Below are 20,044 nucleotides of genomic sequence, written 5' to 3'. Positions count from 1 at the left end.
CGTCCAGCCCGTCCGCACCGCCGTCGGGGGCACCGAGGTCGATGTCGACGCCCGGCACGAGCGCCTCCCGCAGGGCGCGGGTGATCCAGACGGGGTGCGAGCCGGTGGTCGCGAGGCCGGTGACGAGGTCCGGCGCCTCGTCCGTGAGCGTGGTGAGCCAGTCGTCCAGCGGGGTACGGCCGACGGCGCGCAGGACGGCGTTGACCATCTGCGCGGGGCCGGCCCCCACGCGGTCGCGGGCGAGGGCGACGGTCTCGGAGACGGCGGCGTGGGCGGGCACGCGCATGCCGAGCAGCTGGTGGGCGCCGAGCCGCAGGACGTCGAGCACCTCGGGGTCGAGCTGGTCGAGGGGGCGCGAGACGCAGTGCGCGAGGACCGCGTCGTAGCGGCCGCGCAGGCGCAGCGTGCCGTACGCGAGCTCGGTGGCGAACGCGGCGTCGCGCCCGGAGACGCGGCGCTCGCGCAGCAGGGGCGGCAGCACGAGGTTGGCGTAGGCGTCGGAGCCGTCCACCTGGCGCAGCACGTCGTAGGCGGCGGTGCGGGCGGGGTCGGTGCGGCGACGGCGCTCGCCGGGCGCCTGGGTGCTGCGGTGGGCCTCGCCGCGGGAGCGTGCGGCGCCCCGCTGCCGGCCGCGGGAGTCGCGGCGCGGGTCGCGCCCGCCGCCGTTGCCGTCGTTCCGTCCGTCGCCGCGCCCCGTGGCGCCCCGCTCGGCGCTCATCGGGCGTCCTGCCCGAGGCGCACGTCGGCGTCGCCGGTGAAGAGGCCCCGGGCGCCGCGCGCCCAGTCGGCGGCGGGCATCGGCTTCTTGCCCACGGGCTGCACGTGGCCGAGCGCGACGGCGTGCGTCGCCGTGCCGACGAGGACCTCCTGCTTGCCCGCGCGCACCTCGCCCGGCGCGAGGTCGGTGACCTCGGGGCGCGGGGACACGGGGCCGAGCCCGAGGCGGGCGCCGGGGGCGGCGTCCGGGCCGGGGGTCGACGGCAGGGAGGTCCACGCCCCGGGGGCGGGCGTCACGGCGCGCACGCGGCGGTCGACGGCGAGGGCGGGGTCGTCCCAGCGCACGCGGGCGTCGTCGGTCGTCACCTTCGGGGCGAGGGAGGCGCCGTCGGCGGGCTGGGGCTGCGGGGCGAGGGTCCCGTCCTCCAGGGCGTCGAGGGTGGCGACGAGCAGGTCGGCGCCGCTGACGGCCAGGCGCCCGAGGAGGTCGCCGGAGGTGTCCCGGGGGCGGATGGTCTCGGTGGCGGTGCCGAGCACGGGGCCGGTGTCCATCCCCTCGTCGAGGAGGAAGGTGGTGGCGCCGGTGACCTCGTCGCCGGCGAGCACGGCGTGCTGCACGGGGGCCGCGCCGCGCCAGGCGGGCAGGACGGAGAAGTGGAGGTTGACCCAGCCGAGGCGGGGCACGGCGAGGACGTCCGGGCGCAGCAGGTGCCCGTAGGCGACGACCGGGGCCGCGTCGATCTCGAGCTCGCGCAGCGCCGCGAGGAACTCCTCGCCCCGGGGACGCTCGGTGAGGACGGGGACGCCCGCCTCCTCGGCCGCCAGGCGTACCGGGCTGGGCACGAGGCGGCGGCCTCGGCCGGCGGGGGCGTCGGCCCTGGTGAGGACGGCGACGACCTCGTGGCGGGACCCCAGGAGGGCACGCAGGGACGGGACGGCGGGTTCGGGGGTTCCGGCGAAGAGCAGGCGCACCACCCGATCGTAGTCGTGCGGAAATGCGCTGCGTCCGCGAGCGCCGGGGGCCTAGCGTGCGGCGCATGACGGTCGACGGGCGCGGGACGGCGTCTCCTGGCGAGCCGGCGGGAGGGTCGGGCCGCGAGGGTTCCTCCCTCCCCCGGGACGATCTCCTCGTGCGCCCGGAGCGCCCGCGGGACGTGCCCGCGGTGGAGGAGGTGGTGCGGGCGGCGTTCGGCGCCGAGGGCTCCCTGGTGGTGCGCCTGGTGCGGGCGCTGCGGGAGTCGCCCGCGTGGCGCGACCTGTCGTTCGTCGCGGAGCGGGAGGGCAGGGTGGTGGGGCACGTGCTGCTGACGGGCGCGTGGCTCGACGCCCCTCCGCGTCTGGTGGACGTGCTGGTGCTCAGCCCCCTGGCGGTGTCCCCCGGCGTGCAGGGGGCGGGGGTGGGGTCTGCCCTGGTGCGTCACGCGCTGGCGAGCACGGCGGACCGGCCGGAGCCGTTGGTGTTCCTCGAGGGTCACCCGGGGTTCTATCCGCGGTTCGGGTTCGTGCCGGGCGGGGCGCGGGGGTTCCGGGCGCCGTCGGACCGCATCCCGCCGGCGGCGTTCCAGGTGCTGGTCCGCGAGCGCCACGAGGCGTGGATGACGGGTGCCCTGGTGTATCCGGACGCGTTCTGGCGGCTCGACTGCGTCGGGCTGCGGGGGCCGGAGGCCGCCCCTGCGTAGGAGGCGGCCCCGGGTGTCTGCCCCCTAGGCGCGGACGGGGAGCCCGAGGTCGCGCAGCGCGGCGCGCAGGGCGGGCGTGGTGGTGAACGGGACGGCGTGGAAGCCGACCCCGCGGGCGGCGGCGACGTTGGTGGGGCTGTCGTCGACGAAGACGGCGCGGGCCGGGTCGACGTGGTGGGTGGCGGCGAGGTGGCGGAAGATCGCGGGGTCGGGCTTGGCGAGCCCCACCCGCCCGGAGACGACCACCTGCTCCATGCGGGTGGTGGCGGGCGCGGCCGGGGCGGCGTGCCGGAACAGCTCGGCGGACCAGTTGGTCAGGCCCAGGAGACGCACTCCCGCCGCGTGCAGCTCGTCGACGAGGTCGGCGGAGCCCGGGACGGGGCCGGTGAGGGTGCCGGCGAAGTTCGCGACGTACTCGTCGAGCAGGGGCTGCAGGTGGGGCCGGTCGGCGAGGGTGGCGCGGGCGTCGGCCCAGCTGCGGCCGGCGTCCTGGGCGAGGTTGAAGGCGGGGAACTCGACCTCCGCCATCCAGGCGTCCACCTCGGCCCGGGTCCGGCCGGGGAACGCGCCGTAGGGGTCCCAGCCGACCAGGACGTTGCCGAAGTCGAACACCACGGTGTCGATCACGGGGGGCATCGCGGGGGGCATCGCGGTGGGCGGTGTGCCGGGGGCGCCGTCCTGGGCCATCTAGAGCATCTCCTTGGGGTCGACCTGCACGCGGACGCCGCCACCCTCCCGCCGGGCGGAGCGCACCGCGAGCGAGGCGCGCAGCTGGGCGGCCAGCTCGGCGCCCTGGGCGAGGGGGACGCGCAGCACGGTGCGCACCTGGGGCTCGAGGGTGCCGCCGCGGCGCGGGTCGGCGCCGTCGGGCAGCTCGACGGGCCCGAGGACGGTGTCGGGGCCCGCGAGCGCCACCCGGCCCACGAGGGCGTCGACGGCGCCCCGGTCCCCGGTGACGGCGGCGACGCGGACGGAGGGCGGGAGCGCGAGCTCGCGCCGCTCGGCGAGCTCGCGCTCGGCGAACCCGCCGGGGTCGTACCGCACGAGCGCGTTCGTCGGCGCGGGCGCGGCGTCCCCCACGAGGAGCACCTGCCCCCCGGCGCGGGAGGGGTGCACGAGGGCCCCGGCGGCGAGCCAGCGGTGCAGGGCCTCGGTGGCGGTGGCGAGGCCGGTGCCGGCGGTGGAGACGGCGGCGTCCAGCAGGAGGGCGGCGGCGTACCCGCCGTCGGCGACGGGCTCGGCGCCGGGGGTGGCGACGACGAGGGCGGGCTGGGGGCCCACCCGGTCGAGGACGCCCCCGGGGGCGTTGGAGGCCGACACCCTCACGGTGGTGCCCGGGAAGGCGCGGCCCAGCTCCTCGGCGGTGCGGTCGGAGCCCACGCGCACGGCACGCACCCTGGTGTCTCCGCACTCGTCGCAGCGCCATCCCCCGGCCAGGCGGCCGCACCAGGAGCACTGGGGGGCGGAGCCGTGGCGGGGCATCCCGAGCGGCCCGTGGCAGGCGCCGCAGCGCGCCGCGGTGCGGCAGCGGGCGCAGGCGACGACGGGCAGGTACCCGGTGCGGGGCACCTGGACGAGGACGGGGCCGCGGGTCAGTCCGTCGCGGGCGGCGCGCCACGCGGCCGTGGGCAGGCGGGCGGCCGCCCCCGGGCCTTCCGACGCGAGCTCCACGGACGTCAGGGCGCGCACCCGGGGGGCACGGGCGCGCACGACGTCGCGGGGCGCGGCGATCTCGCGCGCCCACCCGGCGGTGAGGAGCGCCTGCGCCTGGACGGTGCGGCCGGGCGACGCGAGCAGGTAGGCGGCGCCCTCGAGCTCGCTGCGCAGGGCGAGCACGTCCCGGGCGTGCGGGTACGGGGCGTGGGGCTCGGCGAGGGTGTCCTCGCCGTCCCCCCACAGCACGACGAGCCCCAGGTCGGGCACCGGCGCGAACATCGCCGCGCGCGTCCCGACGACGACGTCCGCGAGGCCGTGCCGGGCGCGCAGGAACGCGCGGTAGCGGGGGGCGGGCCCGTCGTCGGCGAGGAGCCGGGCCACGTCGTCGACCCCCGCCTCCGCGAGCGCGGTGACGGTCCGCTCCACGTCGCGGGCGTCGGGCACGACGACCAGCACGCGCCGGCCCCCCGCGAGGGTCGAGCGCGCGGCCTGCGCGACGGCGTCCGCCCAGTGCGGCACGTGCGCCGGCCCGTCGCCGGCCGGGGGCGCGAGGCCCGGCAGCGGGGTCCACACGGCCCGGGGAGCCTGCCCGGCCAGCAGGTGGCGGCAGAACGCCTCCCCGCCCAGGTAGGACTCCCACGCGGCCGTGGAGCCCGCCGTCAAGGCCGGAACCGCCCGGGGAGCGGCGAGGCCCGCCGGCGCGTCCCCGGCGGCGTCCTGGGGGACCTGAGGGCCGTCCTGAGGTGCGTCCTGTCCCCCGGGCTCGTCTGCGTCCGTGCTCTCGGTCGCGTCGCCCTGCGCGGGCTCCCCGTCCACGGCGCCCTCGCCCTCGGTCAGGGAGGCGAGGACCTCCTTCTCGACGCGGGCGTGCCGCGGCGGCACCGCCAGCCGCAGCACGTCGGCGAGGGTGCCGGCGTACCGGTCGGCGACCGCCCGCGCGAGGCGCAGCACCGGCTCCGACAGCACGGGGTCGGCGGACACCAGCCGCTTGATCGGCACCAGGCGGCCGTCGTGGTCCGACGTCTCCCGACGCTCCACGACGTACCCGGCCACCTCCTGCGGCCCGAACCGGGCGCGCACGCGCACGCCGGGGCGGGCGTCGTCGGCCATGGTGGCGGGCACCAGGTAGTCGTAGGGCCGGTCCAGGTGCGCGGGCTGCAGGTCGAGCACCACGCGCGCCACCGGCAGCTCGTCGGCCACGGGCGTCGCGCCAAGGGCCGCCTTCCGGCCCTTGCTCCCCGTGCCGCCCTTGCTCCCCTTGCCCGCCTTGCCCGTCGTGCGGGGGGCCGGGACGTCGTCGAGCCCGAGCAGCGCGGGCTGCTCGGGCTCGGAGATCTCAGTCACGAGGCCATCCCATCACGACCCGCCCACGACGTCGCCGGTCCGCACAGTGGGGCGTGACGGGGTGTCCGAGGACGGCGGACGAACCGTCAGACAGAAGCGGACCGTCGGACGAGAGCGGAGCGCGGTGGCGGAGCTTCTTCGCGCGGACGTATCCCTCCCGAGGTGGAGGGCGACCTGGCGCCCGTGAACGCGTCCGCGCGAAGAAGCTCCGCCACCGCGCGCCCACACCCGCCTCGCGGGGTGCGGAAACGACGCAGGCGACCGTCAGACGGCGGCGCGCAGGGCGTCCACGCGGTCCGTGCGCTCCCACGTGAACCCGGGCAGGTCGCGCCCGAAGTGGCCGTAGGCGGCCGTGGCCGCGTACACGGGGCGCAGCAGGTCCAGGTCGCGGATGATCGCGGCGGGCCGCAGGTCGAACACCTGGCCGATGGCGGCGCTGATCCGCTCCACGGGGACGGTCTCGGTGCCGAACGTCTCGACGTACAGGCCCACCGGGTGCGCCTTGCCGATCGCGTACGCGACCTGCACCTCGCACCGGCGCGCGAGGCCGGCCGCCACGACGTTCTTGGCGACCCACCGCATCGCGTACGCCGCGGACCGGTCCACCTTCGACGGGTCCTTGCCGGAGAAGGCGCCGCCGCCGTGGCGGGCCATGCCGCCGTAGGTGTCGACGATGATCTTGCGGCCGGTGAGGCCGGCGTCGCCCTGCGGGCCCCCGACCACGAACTTGCCGGTCGGGTTGACGATGAGCCGCGCGCCCTCGGTCTCGACGCCGGTCTCGGCGGCCACCTGCGCGAGCACGGGCGCGATGATCTGGTCGGCGACCTCGCGCTGCAGCTTCTCCTGCACGATGTCCGCGTCGTGCTGGGTGGACAGCACGACGGTGTCGACGCGCACGGGCCGGTCGCCGTCGTAGCCGATCGTCACCTGCGTCTTGCCGTCGGGGCGCAGCCCGGGCAGCTCGCCCGACCGGCGGACCGCGGCGAGCCGCTCGGCGAGCCGGTGCGAGGTCCAGATCGGCAGCGGCATGAGGGACGGCGTCTCGTCCGTGGCGTACCCGAACATCAGCCCCTGGTCGCCCGCGCCCTGCGCGTCGAGGGGGTCGCGTCCGTGGCCGGGGCCGGACGCGTCGTCGCGCTCCTCGAGGCTCTTGTCGACGCCCTGGGCGATGTCCGGGGACTGCTGCCCGATGGACACCGACACCCCGCACGAGTCGCCGTCGAAGCCGATCGCGGACGACGTGTACCCGATGCGGCGCACGACCTCGCGCACGATCTGCGGGATCTCGACGTACGCGTCGGTCGTGACCTCGCCCGCGACGTGCACCAGGCCGGTGGTCACCATGGTCTCCACCGCGACGCGCGAGTGCGGGTCCTGGGCGAGCAGCGCGTCCAGGATGGCGTCGGAGATCTGGTCGCACACCTTGTCCGGGTGGCCCTCGGTCACGGACTCTGACGTGAAGAGGCGCAGCGCATCGGTCATGCGCCACAGCCTACGGGCACGGGCCCTCGCTGCCACGCCCCCGAGCGGGCGAACATCTCACATGCCGGGAGCGTCTCAGATGCTGGGCAGGGCCTTCGTCACGGCGTCCCAGATCGCGTCGGCGACGTCACGCTTCGTCCCGGACGCCTCGGCCACGACGTCGCCCTGCCCGTCGAGGACGGTCACCGCGTTCGTGGTGGCACCGAACCCGCGCCCGCCGCCCACGGCGTTCACGGCGAGCAGGTCGGCGCCCTTGCGCAGGGCCTTGCGGCGCCCGTGCTCGAGCACGGACCCGTCGGCGTCGCCCGTCTCGGCCGCGAACCCGACCACGAGCTGGCCCGGGCGCAGCCGGTCGCGCGCGAGCTCCGCGAGCACGTCCGGGTTCTCGACGAGCGTGAGGGGCGCGGGGCCGGAGCCGGGCACCTTCTTGATCTTCGCGTCGGGCACGCCCGCCGGGCGGAAGTCGGCCACCGCGGCCGCCATCACCACGACGTCCGCGTCCTCGGCGCCGGCGCGCACCGCGTCGCGCAGCTCGGCGGTGGTCTCCACGGGGACGACGACGACGCCCGCCGCACGGGCGGCGGCGGTCACCTGGTCGTCGAGGTTCGCCGCGACCAGGGTCACGGCGGCGCCGCGGGCCCGCGCGGCCTCGGCCAGCGCCGCGCCCTGGCGGCCGCTGGACCGGTTGCCGATGAAGCGCACCGGGTCGATGGGCTCGCGGGTACCCCCCGCGGAGACGACCACGGCGCGGCCGGCGAGGTCCTCGACGCCCGCCGGCACGGTGGCGGTGGCGCGCGCGGCCTCCAGGGCGACGCGGGCGATCTCCTCCGGCTCCGGCAGGCGGCCCGGGCCGGTGTCGGCGCCGGTGAGCCGGCCGCTGGAGGGGTCGATCACGGTGACTCCCCGCGCGCGCAACGTCGCGACGTTGGCGCGGGTCGCGGGGTGCTCCCACATCTCGGTGTGCATGGCGGGCGCCATCACCACCGGGCAACGGGCCGTCAGCAGGGTCGAGGTGAGGAGGTCGTCCGCCCGGCCGCTCGCGGCCCGGGCCAGCAGGTCCGCCGTCGCCGGCGCCACGACGACCAGGTCCGCGCCCTGGCCGAGCGCCACGTGCGGGACGTGCGCGACGTCCTCGAACACCTCGTCGGTGACGGGCTCGCCGGACAGCGCCTCGAACGTGGGCGCGCCCACGAAGCGCAGGGCCGACGCGGTCGGGATCACCCGGACCGCGTGGCCCTGCTCGCGCAGCAGGCGCAGCAGCAGCACGGCCTTGTACGCGGCGATGCCGCCGCTGACGCCCAGCAGGATCCTCATCGCGGGCAACCCGTCCCGACCGCCTGACGGCGGCGCGTCAGAAGGTGATCTCGTCGCCGGGCTCGGCGACCTGGTCCGCGGCGTCCGCGGACTTCTCCTCGACCGGCGTGGAGACGAGCAGGCCCTCGTTGATCTCGCGCATCGCGATGGAGAGGGGCTTCTCCTGGTTGCGGGTCTCGACCAGCGGGCCGACGTTCTCCAGCAGACCCTCGTTGAGCTGCGAGTAGTACGCGTTGATCTGGCGGGCGCGCTGCGACGCGTACAGCACCAGGCCGTACTTCGAGTCGGTGCGCTCGAGCAGCTCGTCGATGGGCGGGTCGGTGATGCCGATGGGCTGGGCCACGGTTCCGGCCATGGGTCACACTCCAGACAGGTTCAGGGAAGACGACGTCGGGGTTCAGCGGTCCATCCTACCCGCGCCCGCACGGAGACCGGCAGCGCGGCCTACAGGGTGACCTGTGGTGTCGCCGACGTCACGCCCATGACGCGCGCGAGCTCGTCGGTGGCGTGCGTGACGTCGTCGTTGACGATCGTCACGTCGAACTCCGCCTCCGCCGCGAGCTCCGTGCGCGCCGTCGTCAGGCGCCGCTCGCGCTCCTCGGCGTCCTCCGTGCCCCGGCCGACCAGGCGTCGCACGAGCTCGTCGAAGCTCGGCGGGGAGAGGAACACAAAGTGCGCCTCCGGCATGGACTCCCGCACCTGCCGCGCGCCCTGCAGGTCGATCTCCAGGAGCGTGGGCACCCCGGCCGCGAGGTGCTCCTCGACCGGGCCCCGCGGCGTGCCGTACCGGTTGCGCCCGTGCACCACCGCCCACTCGAGCATCTGGCCGTCGGCGACCATCCGGTCGAACTCCTCGGGCGAGACGAAGAGGTAGTGCACGCCGTGCACCTCCCCCGGCCGCGGGGGACGCGTCGTCGCCGACACCGACAGCCACACCTGCGGGTAGCGGGCGCGGATGTCGGCGGAGACCGTGCCCTTGCCCACGGCCGTGGGCCCGGCGAGCACGGTCAGGCGGGCCGGCGTCGCTCCCGCGTCCGCCGGGACGGGGGTCTGCTGCGGTGCCGGACTGCCGGCGGGTGGTGCGGAAATGTCAGCCAAACCTCTCGATGAGCGCCGAAGCCTGGTGCGGCCCGAGGCCGCGGACCCGGCGGGTCTCGGCGATCCCGATCTCCTCCATGATCGCCCGGGCCTTCACCTTACCGACCCCGGGGAGCGACTCGAGCAGCGAGACGACCTTGAGCTTGCCCACGACGTCGTCCTTCTGCCCCTGCTCGATCACGTCCTTGAGGGAGCCCTGGGAGTACTTCAACCGGTTCTTGATCTCGGCGCGCACACGCCGAGCCTCGGCCGCCTTCTCAAGGGCCGCCGCACGCTGTTCCGGGGTGAGAGGGGGGAGAGCCACGCAAGTCACCTACTCTGTCGAGCCGCTGATGAGGGAACTGCTCACTCGAAAGTAGCCACGACCTGCGGAGGCGGCAATCCGTAGGGCAGTTCGCCCCACCCTCCTACCGGGAGGAAAGCGGCATACGGGTCAGGATATCTCCGCAGGTGGGGCGCGCGGGCGGAAAACCGCTCGTCAGCGCAGTTCCCGTCGCCCTAGCGTCGCCGGCATGGCCACCGATCCGGCACCGCCCGCCCGGGCTCCCGAGACCTCCTCCGCCGCCTCCCCCGGGACCGCTCCCGACGACACCGCCGACCACGCGGCCGACGGCTGGTTCCCGGAGAGCGTCGCCGCCGGCTACGACACCTCGACGGACCGCGAGTTCGACCCCGCGGTCGTGGCCCGCACCGTGGACGTGCTGGCCGGGCTCGCGGGCGACGGCGCGGCGCTCGAGCTCGCCGTCGGCACGGGACGGGTGGCCGCGCCGCTCGCGCTGCGGGGCGTGCCCGTGCACGGCATCGAGCTGTCCCGCGCGATGGCCGCGCGCGTCGCGGACAAGCCGGGCGGCGACCGCGTCTCCGTCACCGTCGGCGACATGACCCGCACCCGCGTGCCCGGCGAGTTCTCCCTCGCGTACCTCGTGTTCAACACCATCGGGAACGTCACCACCCAGGACGGCCAGGTGGACTGCTTCCGCACCGCCGCGGCCCACCTGCGCCCCGGCGGCCACTTCGTCGTCGAGGTGGGCGTGCCGCCCCTGCGCCGGATGCCGCCCGGGCAGGACACCGTGCCGTTCACCGTCGCCCCCGACGAGGCCGGCGGCGGGTACGTGGGCTTCGACCGGATCGACACGGTCACGCAGGGGTTCACGTCGAACCACGTGACGGTCGGGGCGGACGGCACCGGGCGCTTCCGGACCCTGCCGTTCCGGTACGTCTGGCCCGCCGAGCTCGACCTCATGGCGCGGATCGCCGGCATGACGCTCGTCGAGCGCCGGGAGGACTGGGACGGCACGCCGTTCACCGCCGACAGCGAGCGGCACGTGTCCGTCTGGCGGCTCGCGCCGGCGTCCTGAGCGCGACGGGCACCACGAGGACCACGAAGCACGACGACGGCCGAGGGCCGCACCCCAGGCGGGTGCGGCCCTCGGCCGTCGCGGTCGGTACCGGGGCCCGGGCGGGCCCGTCAGGCCCGCAGGGCGGCGCGCGCGTCCGCCACGGCCGCGGCGGCCGCGGCGCGCAGCGCGTCCGCGTCCGGGCCCGCGGCGAGGACGCCGCGGGAGGAGGACGCCAGGACGTGCCGGCGCGCGGGGCCGAAGACGGCGGCGAGCTCGCGCTCCCCCGCTCCCTGCGCGCCCACGCCGGGGGCCAGCAGGGGGCCGTTCACCGCCACGAGGTCGGTGCCGGTCTCCCGCGCGGCGTCGCCGACGGTCGCCCCCACCACCAGGCCGACCGAGCCCATCGGCTCCGCCCCGGCGTTGAGCACCGCAGCCTGCGCCGCCACCGAGGCCGCGACGCTCGTGCCGTCGGGCCCGACGGCGTGCTGCACCTCGTGCCCCTCCTTGTTCGAGGTGAGGCACAGCACGAAGATCCCGCGGCCCGTGCGCGCCGCGAGCTCCGCCGCCGGCGCGAGCGAGCCGAAGCCCAGGTACGGCGACACGGTCACGGCGTCCCCCGCCAGCGGCGAGCCGTCCGCGAGGAACGCGTCGGCGTACGCGCCCATGGTCGAGCCGATGTCGCCACGCTTGGCGTCGACGACCGTCAGCGTGCCCACGGCGCGGGACGCGGCGATCACGTCCTCCAGCGCGGCGACGCCGGCCGACCCGTGGCGCTCGAAGAACGCCGCCTGCGGCTTGAAGGCCGCGACCCGCCCGCCGAGCGCGTCGACGACGCGGAGCCCGAACTCCCGGACCCCGGCGGCGTCGTCGCCGAGCCCCCACGCCGCCAGCAAGGACGCGTGCGGGTCGATGCCCACGCACAGCGGGCCGTGGGCGTCCATCGCCGCGGCGAGCCGCGCCCCGAACGGCACGGGCGCGGCCTGCGCGAGGTCCGCGCTCACGCCGGCACCCCGGCCGCGGCGCCGTCCCCCGCGAGCCGGGCGGTCGTGGCGGCCGTGTGCTCCTGGAGGCTGGCGACCTCGAACGGTCCGCCCCGGACCGCCTCGATGCCCTGCACGGCCGCGGCGAGCTGGTCCACCGTGGTGATCATGGGCTTGTCGGCCGCCGTCGTGGCGGCGCGGATCTCGTAGCCGTCGGCGCGCGCGCCCTGGCCCGACGGCGAGTTCACCACGAGGTCGACCTCGCCGTCGCTGATGAGGTCGACGATGGTCGGCTCGCCGTCGGCGCCCCGCCCCTCGGAGAACTTGCGGACCACCGTGCTGCCGATGCCGTTGCGGCGCAGCACCTGGGCCGTGCCCGAGGTCGCGAGGACCTCGAAGCCCAGCTCCTCCAGGCGCTTCACCGGGAACACGATCGAGCGCTTGTCGCGGTCCGCGACCGACACGAACACCCGGCCCGCGGTGGGCAGCCCGCCGAACGCGGCGGCCTGCGACTTCGCGAAGGCGTGCGGGAAGTCCTTGTCGAAGCCCATGACCTCGCCGGTGGAGCGCATCTCCGGCCCGAGCACCGTGTCGACGACCTGGCCCTCGGCCGTGCGGAACCGCTTGAACGGCAGCACGGCCTCCTTGACGGCCAGCGGCGCGCCCAGGTCCAGGGTGCCGCCGTCGCCCTCGGCCGGCAGGACGCCCGCCGCGCGCAGCTCGGCGATCGACTCGCCGACCATGACGCGCGCCGCGGCCTTGGCCATCGAGGTACCGGTGGCCTTGGAGACGAACGGCACGGTGCGCGACGCGCGCGGGTTCGCCTCCAGCACGTAGAGCACGTCGGAGACGAGCGCGTACTGCACGTTGAGCAGGCCCCGCACGCCCACGCCGCTGGCGATCGCCTCGGTGGAGCGGCGGATGCGCTCGATCTCGGACGTCGACAGCGAGACGGGCGGGAGCACGCAGGCGGAGTCGCCCGAGTGGATGCCGGCCTCCTCGATGTGCTCCATGACGCCGCCGAGGAACATCTCCTCGCCGTCGAACAGGGCGTCGACGTCGATCTCCATCGCGTCGTCGAGGAAGCGGTCGATGAGCAGCGGCGCGGGCAGCAGGCCGCCCGCCGTGCGCTCGTCCGCGGCGGCGGCCGCGAGCGCCCGCTCGACGTACTCGGTGAGCTGGTCGACGGAGTACACGATCTCCATGCCGCGGCCGCCGAGCACGTACGACGGGCGCACGAGCACCGGGTAGCCGATGGTCTCGGCGACCTCGCGGGCCTGGCCGAGGGAGCGGGCCGTGCCGAACGCGGGGGCGGGCAGGCCGGCGTCGAGCAGGACCTGGCCGAAGATGCCGCGGTCCTCGGCGGCGTCGATGGCCTCGGGCGAGGTGCCGAGGATCGGCACGCCGGCGTCGGCGAGGCGCTGCGCGAGCGCGAGCGGCGTCTGCCCGCCGAGCTGCACGATGACGCCCTTGATCGGGCCGGCGGCGAGCTCGGCCTCGTAGACCTCGAGGACGTCCTCGAAGGTGAGGGGCTCGAAGTACAGGCGGTCGGAGGTGTCGTAGTCCGTCGAGACGGTCTCCGGGTTGCAGTTGACCATGATGGTCTCGTACCGCTCGGAGAGGGTCAGGGCGGCGTGCACGCACGAGTAGTCGAACTCGATGCCCTGGCCGATGCGGTTGGGGCCGGAGCCGAGGATGATGACGGCCTCGCGCTCGCGGGGCGCCACCTCGGTCTCCTCGTCGTAGGTCGAGTAGTGGTACGGCGTGGTGGCGGCGAACTCGGCGGCGCAGGTGTCGACCGTCTTGTAGACGGGGCGGACGCCGAGCGCACGCCGCACCTCGCGGACGGTGGCCTCTCCCGAGGCGCCCATGCCGCGCAGGCGGGCGACCTGCACGTCCGACAGGCCGTGCCGCTTGGCGCGGCGCAGCACGTCCTCCGTGAGGGTGGCGCTGCCCGCGACCTCGGCGGCGACCTCGTTCATGAGGAGGATCTGGTCGAGGAACCAGGGGTCGATCTTCGTGGCCTCGAACACGGCCTCGAGGGTGGTGTGCCCCGCGACGACCGCGCGCAGCGCCTGCTGCACGCCGACCATGCGGTGCTCGGTGGGCCGCACGATCTCGACGAGGAGCTGGTCGAGGTCCGCCCCGGACGGCGCGGCGCCGTCCCAGTGGAACGCGACGCCGCCCTTGTCGATGGAGCGCAGGGCCTTGCCGAGGGCCTCGGTGAAGTTGCGGCCGAGGGCCATGGCCTCGCCCACGGACTTCATGGTGGTGGTGAGCGTCGGGTCGGCGGCCGGGAACTTCTCGAACGCGAAGCGGGGCACCTTGACGACCACGTAGTCGAGCGTGGGCTCGAAGCTGGCCGGGGTGACGCGGGTGATGTCGTTCGGGATCTCGTCGAGGGTGTAGCCGACGGCGAGCTTGGCGGCGATCTTCGCGATCGGGAAGCCGGTGGCCTTGGACGCCAGGGCCGAGGAGCGCGAGACGCGCGGGTTCATCTCGATGACGATGACGCGCCCGGTGTCGGGGTCGACGGCGAACTGGATGTTGCAGCCGCCGGTGTCGACGCCGACCTCGCGGATGACGGCGATGCCGATGTCGCGCAGCTTCTGGTACTCGCGGTCGGTGAGCGTCATCGCGGGGGCGACGGTCACGGAGTCGCCGGTGTGCACGCCCACGGGGTCGACGTTCTCGATGGAGCAGACGACCACGACGTTGTCGTCCTTGTCGCGCATGAGCTCGAGCTCGTACTCCTTCCAGCCGAGGATGGACTCCTCCAGGAGCACCTCGGTGGTCGGCGAGTAGTGCAGGCCCTGCCCGACGATCCGGCGCAGCTCGCGCTCGTCGTAGGCGAAGCCGGAGCCGAGGCCGCCCATGGTGAAGGACGGGCGCACGACCATCGGGTAGCCGAGGTCGCCGGCCGCGGCGACGGCCTCCTCCACGGTGTGCACGATGACCGAGCGGGCGGACTCGCCGCCGCACTTCGCCACGACGTCCTTGAACTGCTGGCGGTCCTCGCCCTTCTGGATGGCGGGGATGTTCGCGCCGATGAGCTCGACGTCGTACTGCTCGAGGACGCCCGCCTCGTCGAGGGCGATGGCGGCGTTGAGGGCCGTCTGCCCGCCCAGGGTGGGCAGCAGCGCGTCGGGGCGCTCCTTGGCGATGATCGAGGTGAGCACCTCGGTGGTGATCGGCTCGACGTACGTGGCGTCGGCGAACTCCGGGTCGGTCATGATCGTGGCCGGGTTGGAGTTCACGAGGACGACCCGCAGGCCCTCCTCCTTGAGCACGCGGCAGGCCTGCGTGCCGGAGTAGTCGAACTCGCAGGCCTGACCGATGACGATCGGGCCGGAGCCGATGACCAGGACGGACGAGAGGTCGGAACGGCGGGGCATCAGTTCTCCTTCGCGCCGGTGGTGACGGCGGCGAGCGCCTCGGCGGGGACGGTCACGGGCTGGCGCGTGGTCATGAGCTCCACGAAGCGGTCGAACAGGTAGGCGCTGTCGTGCGGTCCGGCGGCGGCCTCGGGGTGGTACTGCACGGAGAAGGCGGGGATGTCGAGCGCGGTCAGCCCCTCGACCACCTGGTCGTTGAGGCCCACGTGGGAGACGATCACGCGCCCGTAGGTCCGGCCGTCGGCGCGCTCGGCGTCGTGCGGCGCGGAGCTCACGGCGTCGAGGGGCGCGTCGACGGCGAAGCCGTGGTTGTGCGCGGTGACCTCGACCTTGCCGGTGGTGCGGTCCATGACGGGCTGGTTGATGCCGCGGTGGCCGTACCCGAGCTTGTAGGTGCCGTAGCCCAGGGCGCGGCCGAGCAGCTGGTTGCCGAAGCAGATGCCGAAGAACGGGATGCCCCGGTCCAGGACGCCGCGCAGCAGCTCGATCTCGTGGGTGGCCGACGACGGGTCGCCGGGGCCGTTGGAGAAGAAGACGCCGGACGGCGAGCCGTCGGCGGGCAGGAGGGCCTCGACGTCGGCGATGGTCGCCGACTGGGGCACGACGTGCACGCGCACTCCGCGCTGGGCGAGGCGCGCCGGGGTCATGGCCTTGATGCCGAGGTCGACGGCGACGACGGTCGCCAGCGGCTCCTGCCCGGCGAAGTCGCCCGACGGCTCGACGACGTACGGGTGGCTGGTGGTGACCTCCGGGGAGAGGTTGGCGCCCGCCATCTGCGGGGAGGCCTGGACCTCGGCGACCAGCTCGGGGACGGACCGCTCGACGAGCGTGCCGCCGGCGACCTCGCGCACCAGGGCGTCGCCGGAGAAGATGCCGGCGCGCATCACGCCGAGCTCGCGCAGGTGGCGGGTGAGCTTGCGGGTGTCGACGTCGCTGATGCCCACGACGCCCTGCGCCGCGAGCTCCTCCTCGAGCGAGCGGTCCGCGCGCCAGGAGGAGACGCGGCGGGCGGGGTCGCGCAGCACGTAGCCGGCGACCCAGATCTTGCCGGACTCCGGGTCCTCGTCGTTGATGCCGGTGTTCCCGACGTGCGGTGCCGTCATCACGACGATCTGCCGGTGGTACGAGGGGTCGGTGAGGGTCTCCTGGTAGCCGGTCATGCCGGTGGAGAAGACGATCTCGCCGAAGGTGGCGCCGCGGGCGCCGTACGCGCGGCCGCGGGCGACGGTGCCGTCCTCGAGGACGAGCAGGGCGGCGTGGGCCGCGGGCGCGGGGCTGGTCAGGGAGCTGGAGGTCACTGCTCGTCCTTCGGTGCGGGGGCTGAGGTCATGAGGTGGCGCACGGCGTCGACCAGGCGGGAGCGGTCGGGCGCGTGGCGCGTGCGCAGGCCGGTGTCCAGGGCGACCGCGGGCACGTCGCCCGTCTCCGGGTCCTCCCAGGTGACGACGACCAGGCCGTCGGCGCCGACGTACTTGCCGGCCATGCCGGGCGCGAGGCCGACGCCGCGCAGCGCGGCCACGGGGGCGAACACGTCGGGGGCGCCGTCGCGCTCGACGAGGACGCCGGCGTCGTGCACGGACACGCGGGCCGTGGAGCGGTCGCCGAGGTGGTGCGCGCCGACGCGGGCGAGCCAGTCGCCCGCGAGCGTCGAGGACACGTAGGTGGCCTCCAGGGGCCCGAGGCGCAGCGCGCCGAGGTCCTCGGGGGCGGTCGGCGGGACGGGGACGGTGTCGCGGGTGCGGGCGGCGAGGCGCCGGCGGCCCATGAGGACCACCAGCAGGAGCAGCACGCCGATCACGACCCAGATGCCGACGGCGACGGGCATGGGGAGGTTCATCGCGCCCCTCCCCGCGTGCCGGCGGCGGCCGCTGCCACGGGCCGGCCGTCCAGGACGGTGGCGCGCCCGCGCAGGAAGGTCGCCACCACGCGCCCGGGCAGCTCGCGCCCGGCGAACGGGGTGTTGCCGCTCGCGGTGGCCTGGGCGGCGCCGTCGACCACGCGGGTCGCGGCCGGGTCCACCAGGGTGAGGTTGGCGGGCTCGCCCACCTCGACGGGGCGCCCGTGGGCGTCGTCGATCCGCCCGATGCGGGCCGGGTTCGCCGACAGGACGCGGGCGACGTCGGCCCAGCTCAGGCGGCCCGTGTCGACCATCGTGGCCTGCACGACCGACAGGGCCGTCTCCAGCCCGGTCATGCCGAACGCCGCGGCGCCCCACTCGCAGTCCTTGTCCTCGCGGGTGTGCGGGGCGTGGTCGGTCGCGACGATGTCGATGGTGCCGTCGGCGAGGCCGGCGCGCACCGCCTCGACGTCCTCGGCCGTGCGCAGCGGCGGGTTCACCTTGTAGGTGGGGTCGTAGGTGCGGGCCAGCTCGTCCGTGAGGATCAGGTGGTGCGGCGTCACCTCGGCGGTGACGTCGATGCCGCGGCCCTTGGCCCACCGGACGATCTCGACCGACCCGGCGGTGGACAGGTGGCACACGTGCAGCCGGGAGCCGACGTGCTCGGCGAGCAGCACGTCGCGGGCGATGATCGCCTCCTCCGCGACGGCGGGCCAGCCGGCCAGGCCGATCTCCGCGGAGACGACGCCCTCGTTCATCTGGGCGCCCTCGGTGAGGCGCGGCTCCTGCGCGTGCTGGGCGACGACGCCGTCGAACGCCTTGACGTACTCGAGCGCGCGGCGCATGAGGATCGGGTCGTGCACGCACTTGCCGTCGTCGGAGAAGACCCGCACGCGGGCGGCCGAGTCGGCCATGGCGCCCAGCTCGGCCAGGCGCTCGCCGCCGAGGCCCACGGTGACGGCCCCCACGGGGTGCACGTCGACCCAGCCGGCCTCCTGGCCCAGGCGCCACACCTGCTCGACGACGCCCGCGGTGTCCGCGACCGGCGACGTGTTCGCCATGGCGTGCACGGCGGTGAACCCGCCCGCCGCCGCGGCGCGCGTGCCCGACGCGACGGTCTCGGCGTCCTCGCGGCCCGGTTCGCGCAGGTGGGTGTGCAGGTCGACCAGGCCGGGCAGCAGCACGTGGCCGTCGGCCGCGACCTCCACGACGTCCTCGCCGGCGGGCACGTCCGCGGCGCCGGGGGCCGCGACCTGGGCGATCACGCCGCCGGACAGGACGACGTCGGCGGGCTCGCCGCCGAGGGGTCGCACCCCGCGCAGCACGTAGGTGGTGGTCACAGGGCGGTCCCTTCGGTGGCGGACGAGGAGGTGCCGGACAGCAGCAGGTAGAGGGCGGCCATGCGCACGGCGACGCCGTTGGCGACCTGCTCCACGATGACCGCGCGCTCGGAGTCCGCCGCCTCGGCGGAGATCTCGAGGCCGCGGTTCATCGGCCCGGGGTGCATGACGATCGAGTGCGGCGGCAGAAGCGCCGTGCGGCGGGCGTCGAGGCCGAAGTAGCGGGTGTACTCCAGCGGGCTCGGGAAGAACGCACCCGCACCGCCGGACATCCGCTCGCGCTGCACGCGCAGCATCATCACGGCGTCCGGCTGCCAGTCGGCGAGCGTCGCGTCCAGGTCGTAGGAGGTGCGGCAGGGCCAGGCCTCGACTCCGACGGGCAGCAGCGTGGGCGGCGCGACGAGGGTCACCTCGGCGCCGAGCGTGCGCAGCAGCCACACGTTCGCCCGCGCGACGCGGGAGTGCAGCACGTCGCCCACGATCGCGACCCGCACGCCGGCCAGGTCCGCGCCGACGCCGTCGTCCCCGCCGCGGCGCAGGCCGCCGCCGTGGCCGCCGAGGTGGCGGCGGATCGTGTACGCGTCCAGCAGCGCCTGCGTGGGGTGCATGTGGGTGCCGTCACCGGCGTTGAGCACGGCGGCGTCGAGCCAGCCCGCGTGGGCGAGCTGGTACGGGGCGCCCGACGCCCAGTGGCGGACCACCACGGCGTCGGCCCCCATGGCGTGCAGGGTGAGGGCGGTGTCCTTGAGCGACTCGCCCTTGGACACGCTCGACCCCTTGGCCGAGAAGTTGATGACGTCCGCGGACAGCCGCTTGGCCGCCGTCTCGAAGGAGATGCGCGTGCGGGTGGAGTCCTCGAAGAACAGGTTCACCACCGTGCGGCCCCGCAGCGTGGGGAGCTTCTTGATCTCGCGGGACTGCGTCGCCGCCATCTGCGCGGCGGTGTCGAGCAGCTCGATCGCCTCGTCCTTGGCCAGGTCCGCGGTGGACAGGAGGTGCTTCATCGCGCACCCCCGTCGGCCTCGGGGTCGGCGGGCGGGGCGCCGGCGCCGGGCTCGCGCCCGCTGATCACCACGGCGTCCGTGCCGTCCACCTCGGCCAGGAGCACGCGCACGCGCTCCGACTGGGCCGTCGGGAGGTTCTTGCCCACGAAGTCCGGCCGGATCGGCAGCTCGCGGTGCCCGCGGTCCACGAGGCACGCGAGCCGCACGGCCTGCGGGCGGCCGAGGTCGCCGATGGCGTCGAGCGCCGCGCGGATGGTGCGGCCGGAGAAGAGCACGTCGTCGACCAGGACGACCGTCTTGCCCTCGATCCCCGCCGCGGGCAGGCGGGTCACGCCGACGGCGCGGGTGGGCTGGCGGCGCAGGTCGTCGCGGTACATCGTGACGTCCAGCTCGCCGAGGTCGTTCTCCGGGTCGAAGGCCGGGTCGATGCTCGCGAGCCGCTGCGCGAGCCGGGCGGCGAGCGTCACGCCGCGGGTGGGGATGCCGAGCAGGACGACGTCCTGGGCCCCCTTGGCGCGCTCGACGATCTCGTGCGCGATCCGGGTGAGGGCGCGGGCGACATCGCTCGCGCCGAGCACGACGGTCCCCTCGGGGACGTCACGCGGTTCGGGTGTTCCGGGCATGCCGGTGCCAGTAGTCACTGGCGACCTCCTTCTCCGCCTCACGGGACGGGCTTAAAGGGTGTCGTTCTGACGGCCTCCACCCTATCCCGTCGCCCCCGCGCGCCCCGGGGCCGTGCCCACGATGCGGGCGCGGCGTGCGTCACACCGGCCGACAACGACGAACAGGCGGTCGCGCACGCATCCGGGCCTGGATACGTGCGCGACCGCCTGTTCGGCGCGCGGCTGCGTGACGAGC

Annotated in this window: 18 protein-coding genes; 2 read left to right on the top strand and 16 right to left on the bottom strand. The window is 75.5% G+C overall.

Going from position 1 to position 20,044, the window contains the following annotated elements; all coding sequences use genetic code 11:
- The coding region (locus ACFU5J_RS18750) for a transcription antitermination factor NusB (RefSeq protein ID WP_430579728.1) at positions 1-718 on the bottom strand (718 nt) is incomplete at its 3' end.
- Positions 715-1,689: a methionyl-tRNA formyltransferase gene (gene fmt / locus ACFU5J_RS18745; RefSeq protein ID WP_430579727.1), complete on the bottom strand. Its 975-nt coding sequence runs from the start codon at positions 1,687-1,689 to the stop codon at positions 715-717. The genes ACFU5J_RS18750 and fmt, both read right to left, overlap by 4 nt.
- Positions 1,690-1,847: 158 nt before the next feature.
- Here fmt and ACFU5J_RS18740 point away from each other — a divergent pair, with 158 nt between their 5' ends.
- Positions 1,848-2,396: a GNAT family N-acetyltransferase gene (locus tag ACFU5J_RS18740; protein WP_430579726.1), complete on the top strand. Its 549-nt coding sequence runs from the start codon at positions 1,848-1,850 to the stop codon at positions 2,394-2,396.
- A gap of 24 nt (positions 2,397-2,420) precedes the next feature.
- Here ACFU5J_RS18740 and ACFU5J_RS18735 read toward each other — a convergent pair whose 3' ends face one another.
- The 7 genes from ACFU5J_RS18735 to mihF form a co-directional block, all read right to left on the bottom strand.
- On the bottom strand, positions 2,421-3,032 hold the full coding sequence (locus ACFU5J_RS18735) for an HAD family hydrolase (protein WP_430579731.1): 612 nt from the start codon (positions 3,030-3,032) through the stop codon (positions 2,421-2,423).
- Positions 3,033-3,083: 51 nt separating this feature from the next.
- Positions 3,084-5,396, bottom strand: a complete 2,313-nt coding sequence (locus ACFU5J_RS18730; RefSeq protein ID WP_430579725.1) for a primosomal protein N' — start codon at positions 5,394-5,396, stop codon at positions 3,084-3,086.
- A 264-nt stretch (positions 5,397-5,660) separates the two neighbouring features.
- Entirely contained in the window at positions 5,661-6,878 is a 1,218-nt protein-coding gene (gene metK, locus ACFU5J_RS18725) for a methionine adenosyltransferase (RefSeq protein ID WP_430575707.1), read from the bottom strand.
- Positions 6,879-6,953: 75 nt separating this feature from the next.
- Positions 6,954-8,192 carry a bifunctional phosphopantothenoylcysteine decarboxylase/phosphopantothenate--cysteine ligase CoaBC gene (coaBC, locus tag ACFU5J_RS18720; RefSeq protein WP_430579724.1) on the bottom strand — a complete coding sequence of 413 codons (1,239 nt, stop codon included), beginning with the start codon at positions 8,190-8,192 and terminating at the stop codon, positions 6,954-6,956.
- A gap of 37 nt (positions 8,193-8,229) precedes the next feature.
- Entirely contained in the window at positions 8,230-8,547 is a 318-nt protein-coding gene (rpoZ, locus tag ACFU5J_RS18715; RefSeq protein ID WP_430575709.1) for a DNA-directed RNA polymerase subunit omega, read from the bottom strand.
- 89 nt (positions 8,548-8,636) lie between these two features.
- A complete protein-coding gene (gene gmk, locus ACFU5J_RS18710; protein ID WP_430579730.1) occupies positions 8,637-9,203 on the bottom strand; it encodes a guanylate kinase in 567 nt (188 codons plus the stop codon).
- 79 nt (positions 9,204-9,282) lie between these two features.
- Complete coding sequence (gene mihF / locus ACFU5J_RS18705) at positions 9,283-9,594, bottom strand: integration host factor, actinobacterial type (protein ID WP_380323750.1); 312 nt, start codon at positions 9,592-9,594, stop codon at positions 9,283-9,285.
- Between the two features lie 208 nt (positions 9,595-9,802).
- On the opposite strand from mihF, the gene ACFU5J_RS18700 reads away from it, so the two are divergent.
- Positions 9,803-10,648, top strand: coding sequence for a class I SAM-dependent DNA methyltransferase (locus ACFU5J_RS18700; protein WP_430579723.1), 846 nt, complete (start codon positions 9,803-9,805; stop codon positions 10,646-10,648).
- 110 nt (positions 10,649-10,758) lie between these two features.
- On the opposite strand, the gene pyrF is transcribed toward ACFU5J_RS18700, so the two are convergent.
- Genes pyrF through pyrR form a run of 7 tightly spaced genes read right to left on the bottom strand, consistent with a single transcriptional unit; the run spans position 10,759 to position 19,827 of the window.
- The gene (pyrF, locus tag ACFU5J_RS18695; protein WP_430579729.1) at positions 10,759-11,571 is read right to left on the bottom strand and encodes an orotidine-5'-phosphate decarboxylase; all 813 of its coding nucleotides are present in this window, start codon (positions 11,569-11,571) and stop codon (positions 10,759-10,761) included.
- Between the two features lie 56 nt (positions 11,572-11,627).
- Positions 11,628-15,005: a carbamoyl-phosphate synthase large subunit gene (carB, locus tag ACFU5J_RS18690; protein WP_430579722.1), complete on the bottom strand. Its 3,378-nt coding sequence runs from the start codon at positions 15,003-15,005 to the stop codon at positions 11,628-11,630.
- Positions 15,005-16,303, bottom strand: a complete 1,299-nt coding sequence (gene carA / locus ACFU5J_RS18685) for a glutamine-hydrolyzing carbamoyl-phosphate synthase small subunit (protein WP_430575714.1) — start codon at positions 16,301-16,303, stop codon at positions 15,005-15,007. Before carA ends, carB begins: the two co-directional genes overlap by 1 nt.
- Positions 16,300-16,842 (bottom strand): hypothetical protein, encoded by a 543-nt coding sequence (locus ACFU5J_RS18680; protein WP_430579721.1) that lies wholly within the window; start codon positions 16,840-16,842, stop codon positions 16,300-16,302. Before ACFU5J_RS18680 ends, carA begins: the two co-directional genes overlap by 4 nt.
- Positions 16,839-18,182, bottom strand: coding sequence for a dihydroorotase (locus ACFU5J_RS18675; RefSeq protein ID WP_430579720.1), 1,344 nt, complete (start codon positions 18,180-18,182; stop codon positions 16,839-16,841). Before ACFU5J_RS18675 ends, ACFU5J_RS18680 begins: the two co-directional genes overlap by 4 nt.
- A complete protein-coding gene (locus tag ACFU5J_RS18670; RefSeq protein ID WP_430579719.1) occupies positions 18,179-19,186 on the bottom strand; it encodes an aspartate carbamoyltransferase catalytic subunit in 1,008 nt (335 codons plus the stop codon). The genes ACFU5J_RS18675 and ACFU5J_RS18670 overlap by 4 nt, the downstream gene beginning before the upstream one ends.
- Positions 19,183-19,827 carry a bifunctional pyr operon transcriptional regulator/uracil phosphoribosyltransferase PyrR gene (pyrR, locus tag ACFU5J_RS18665; RefSeq protein ID WP_430575718.1) on the bottom strand — a complete coding sequence of 215 codons (645 nt, stop codon included), beginning with the start codon at positions 19,825-19,827 and terminating at the stop codon, positions 19,183-19,185. The genes ACFU5J_RS18670 and pyrR overlap by 4 nt, the downstream gene beginning before the upstream one ends.
- Positions 19,828-20,044: the final 217 nt, after the last annotated feature.

This window comes from Isoptericola sp. NPDC057559 (assembly GCF_042801555.1).
In the GTDB taxonomy this organism is placed as follows: Bacteria; Actinomycetota; Actinomycetes; order Actinomycetales; family Cellulomonadaceae; genus Isoptericola.
Note: the sequence above shows the minus strand (reverse complement) of the source record. Positions and strands in the feature narration are given on the sequence as shown.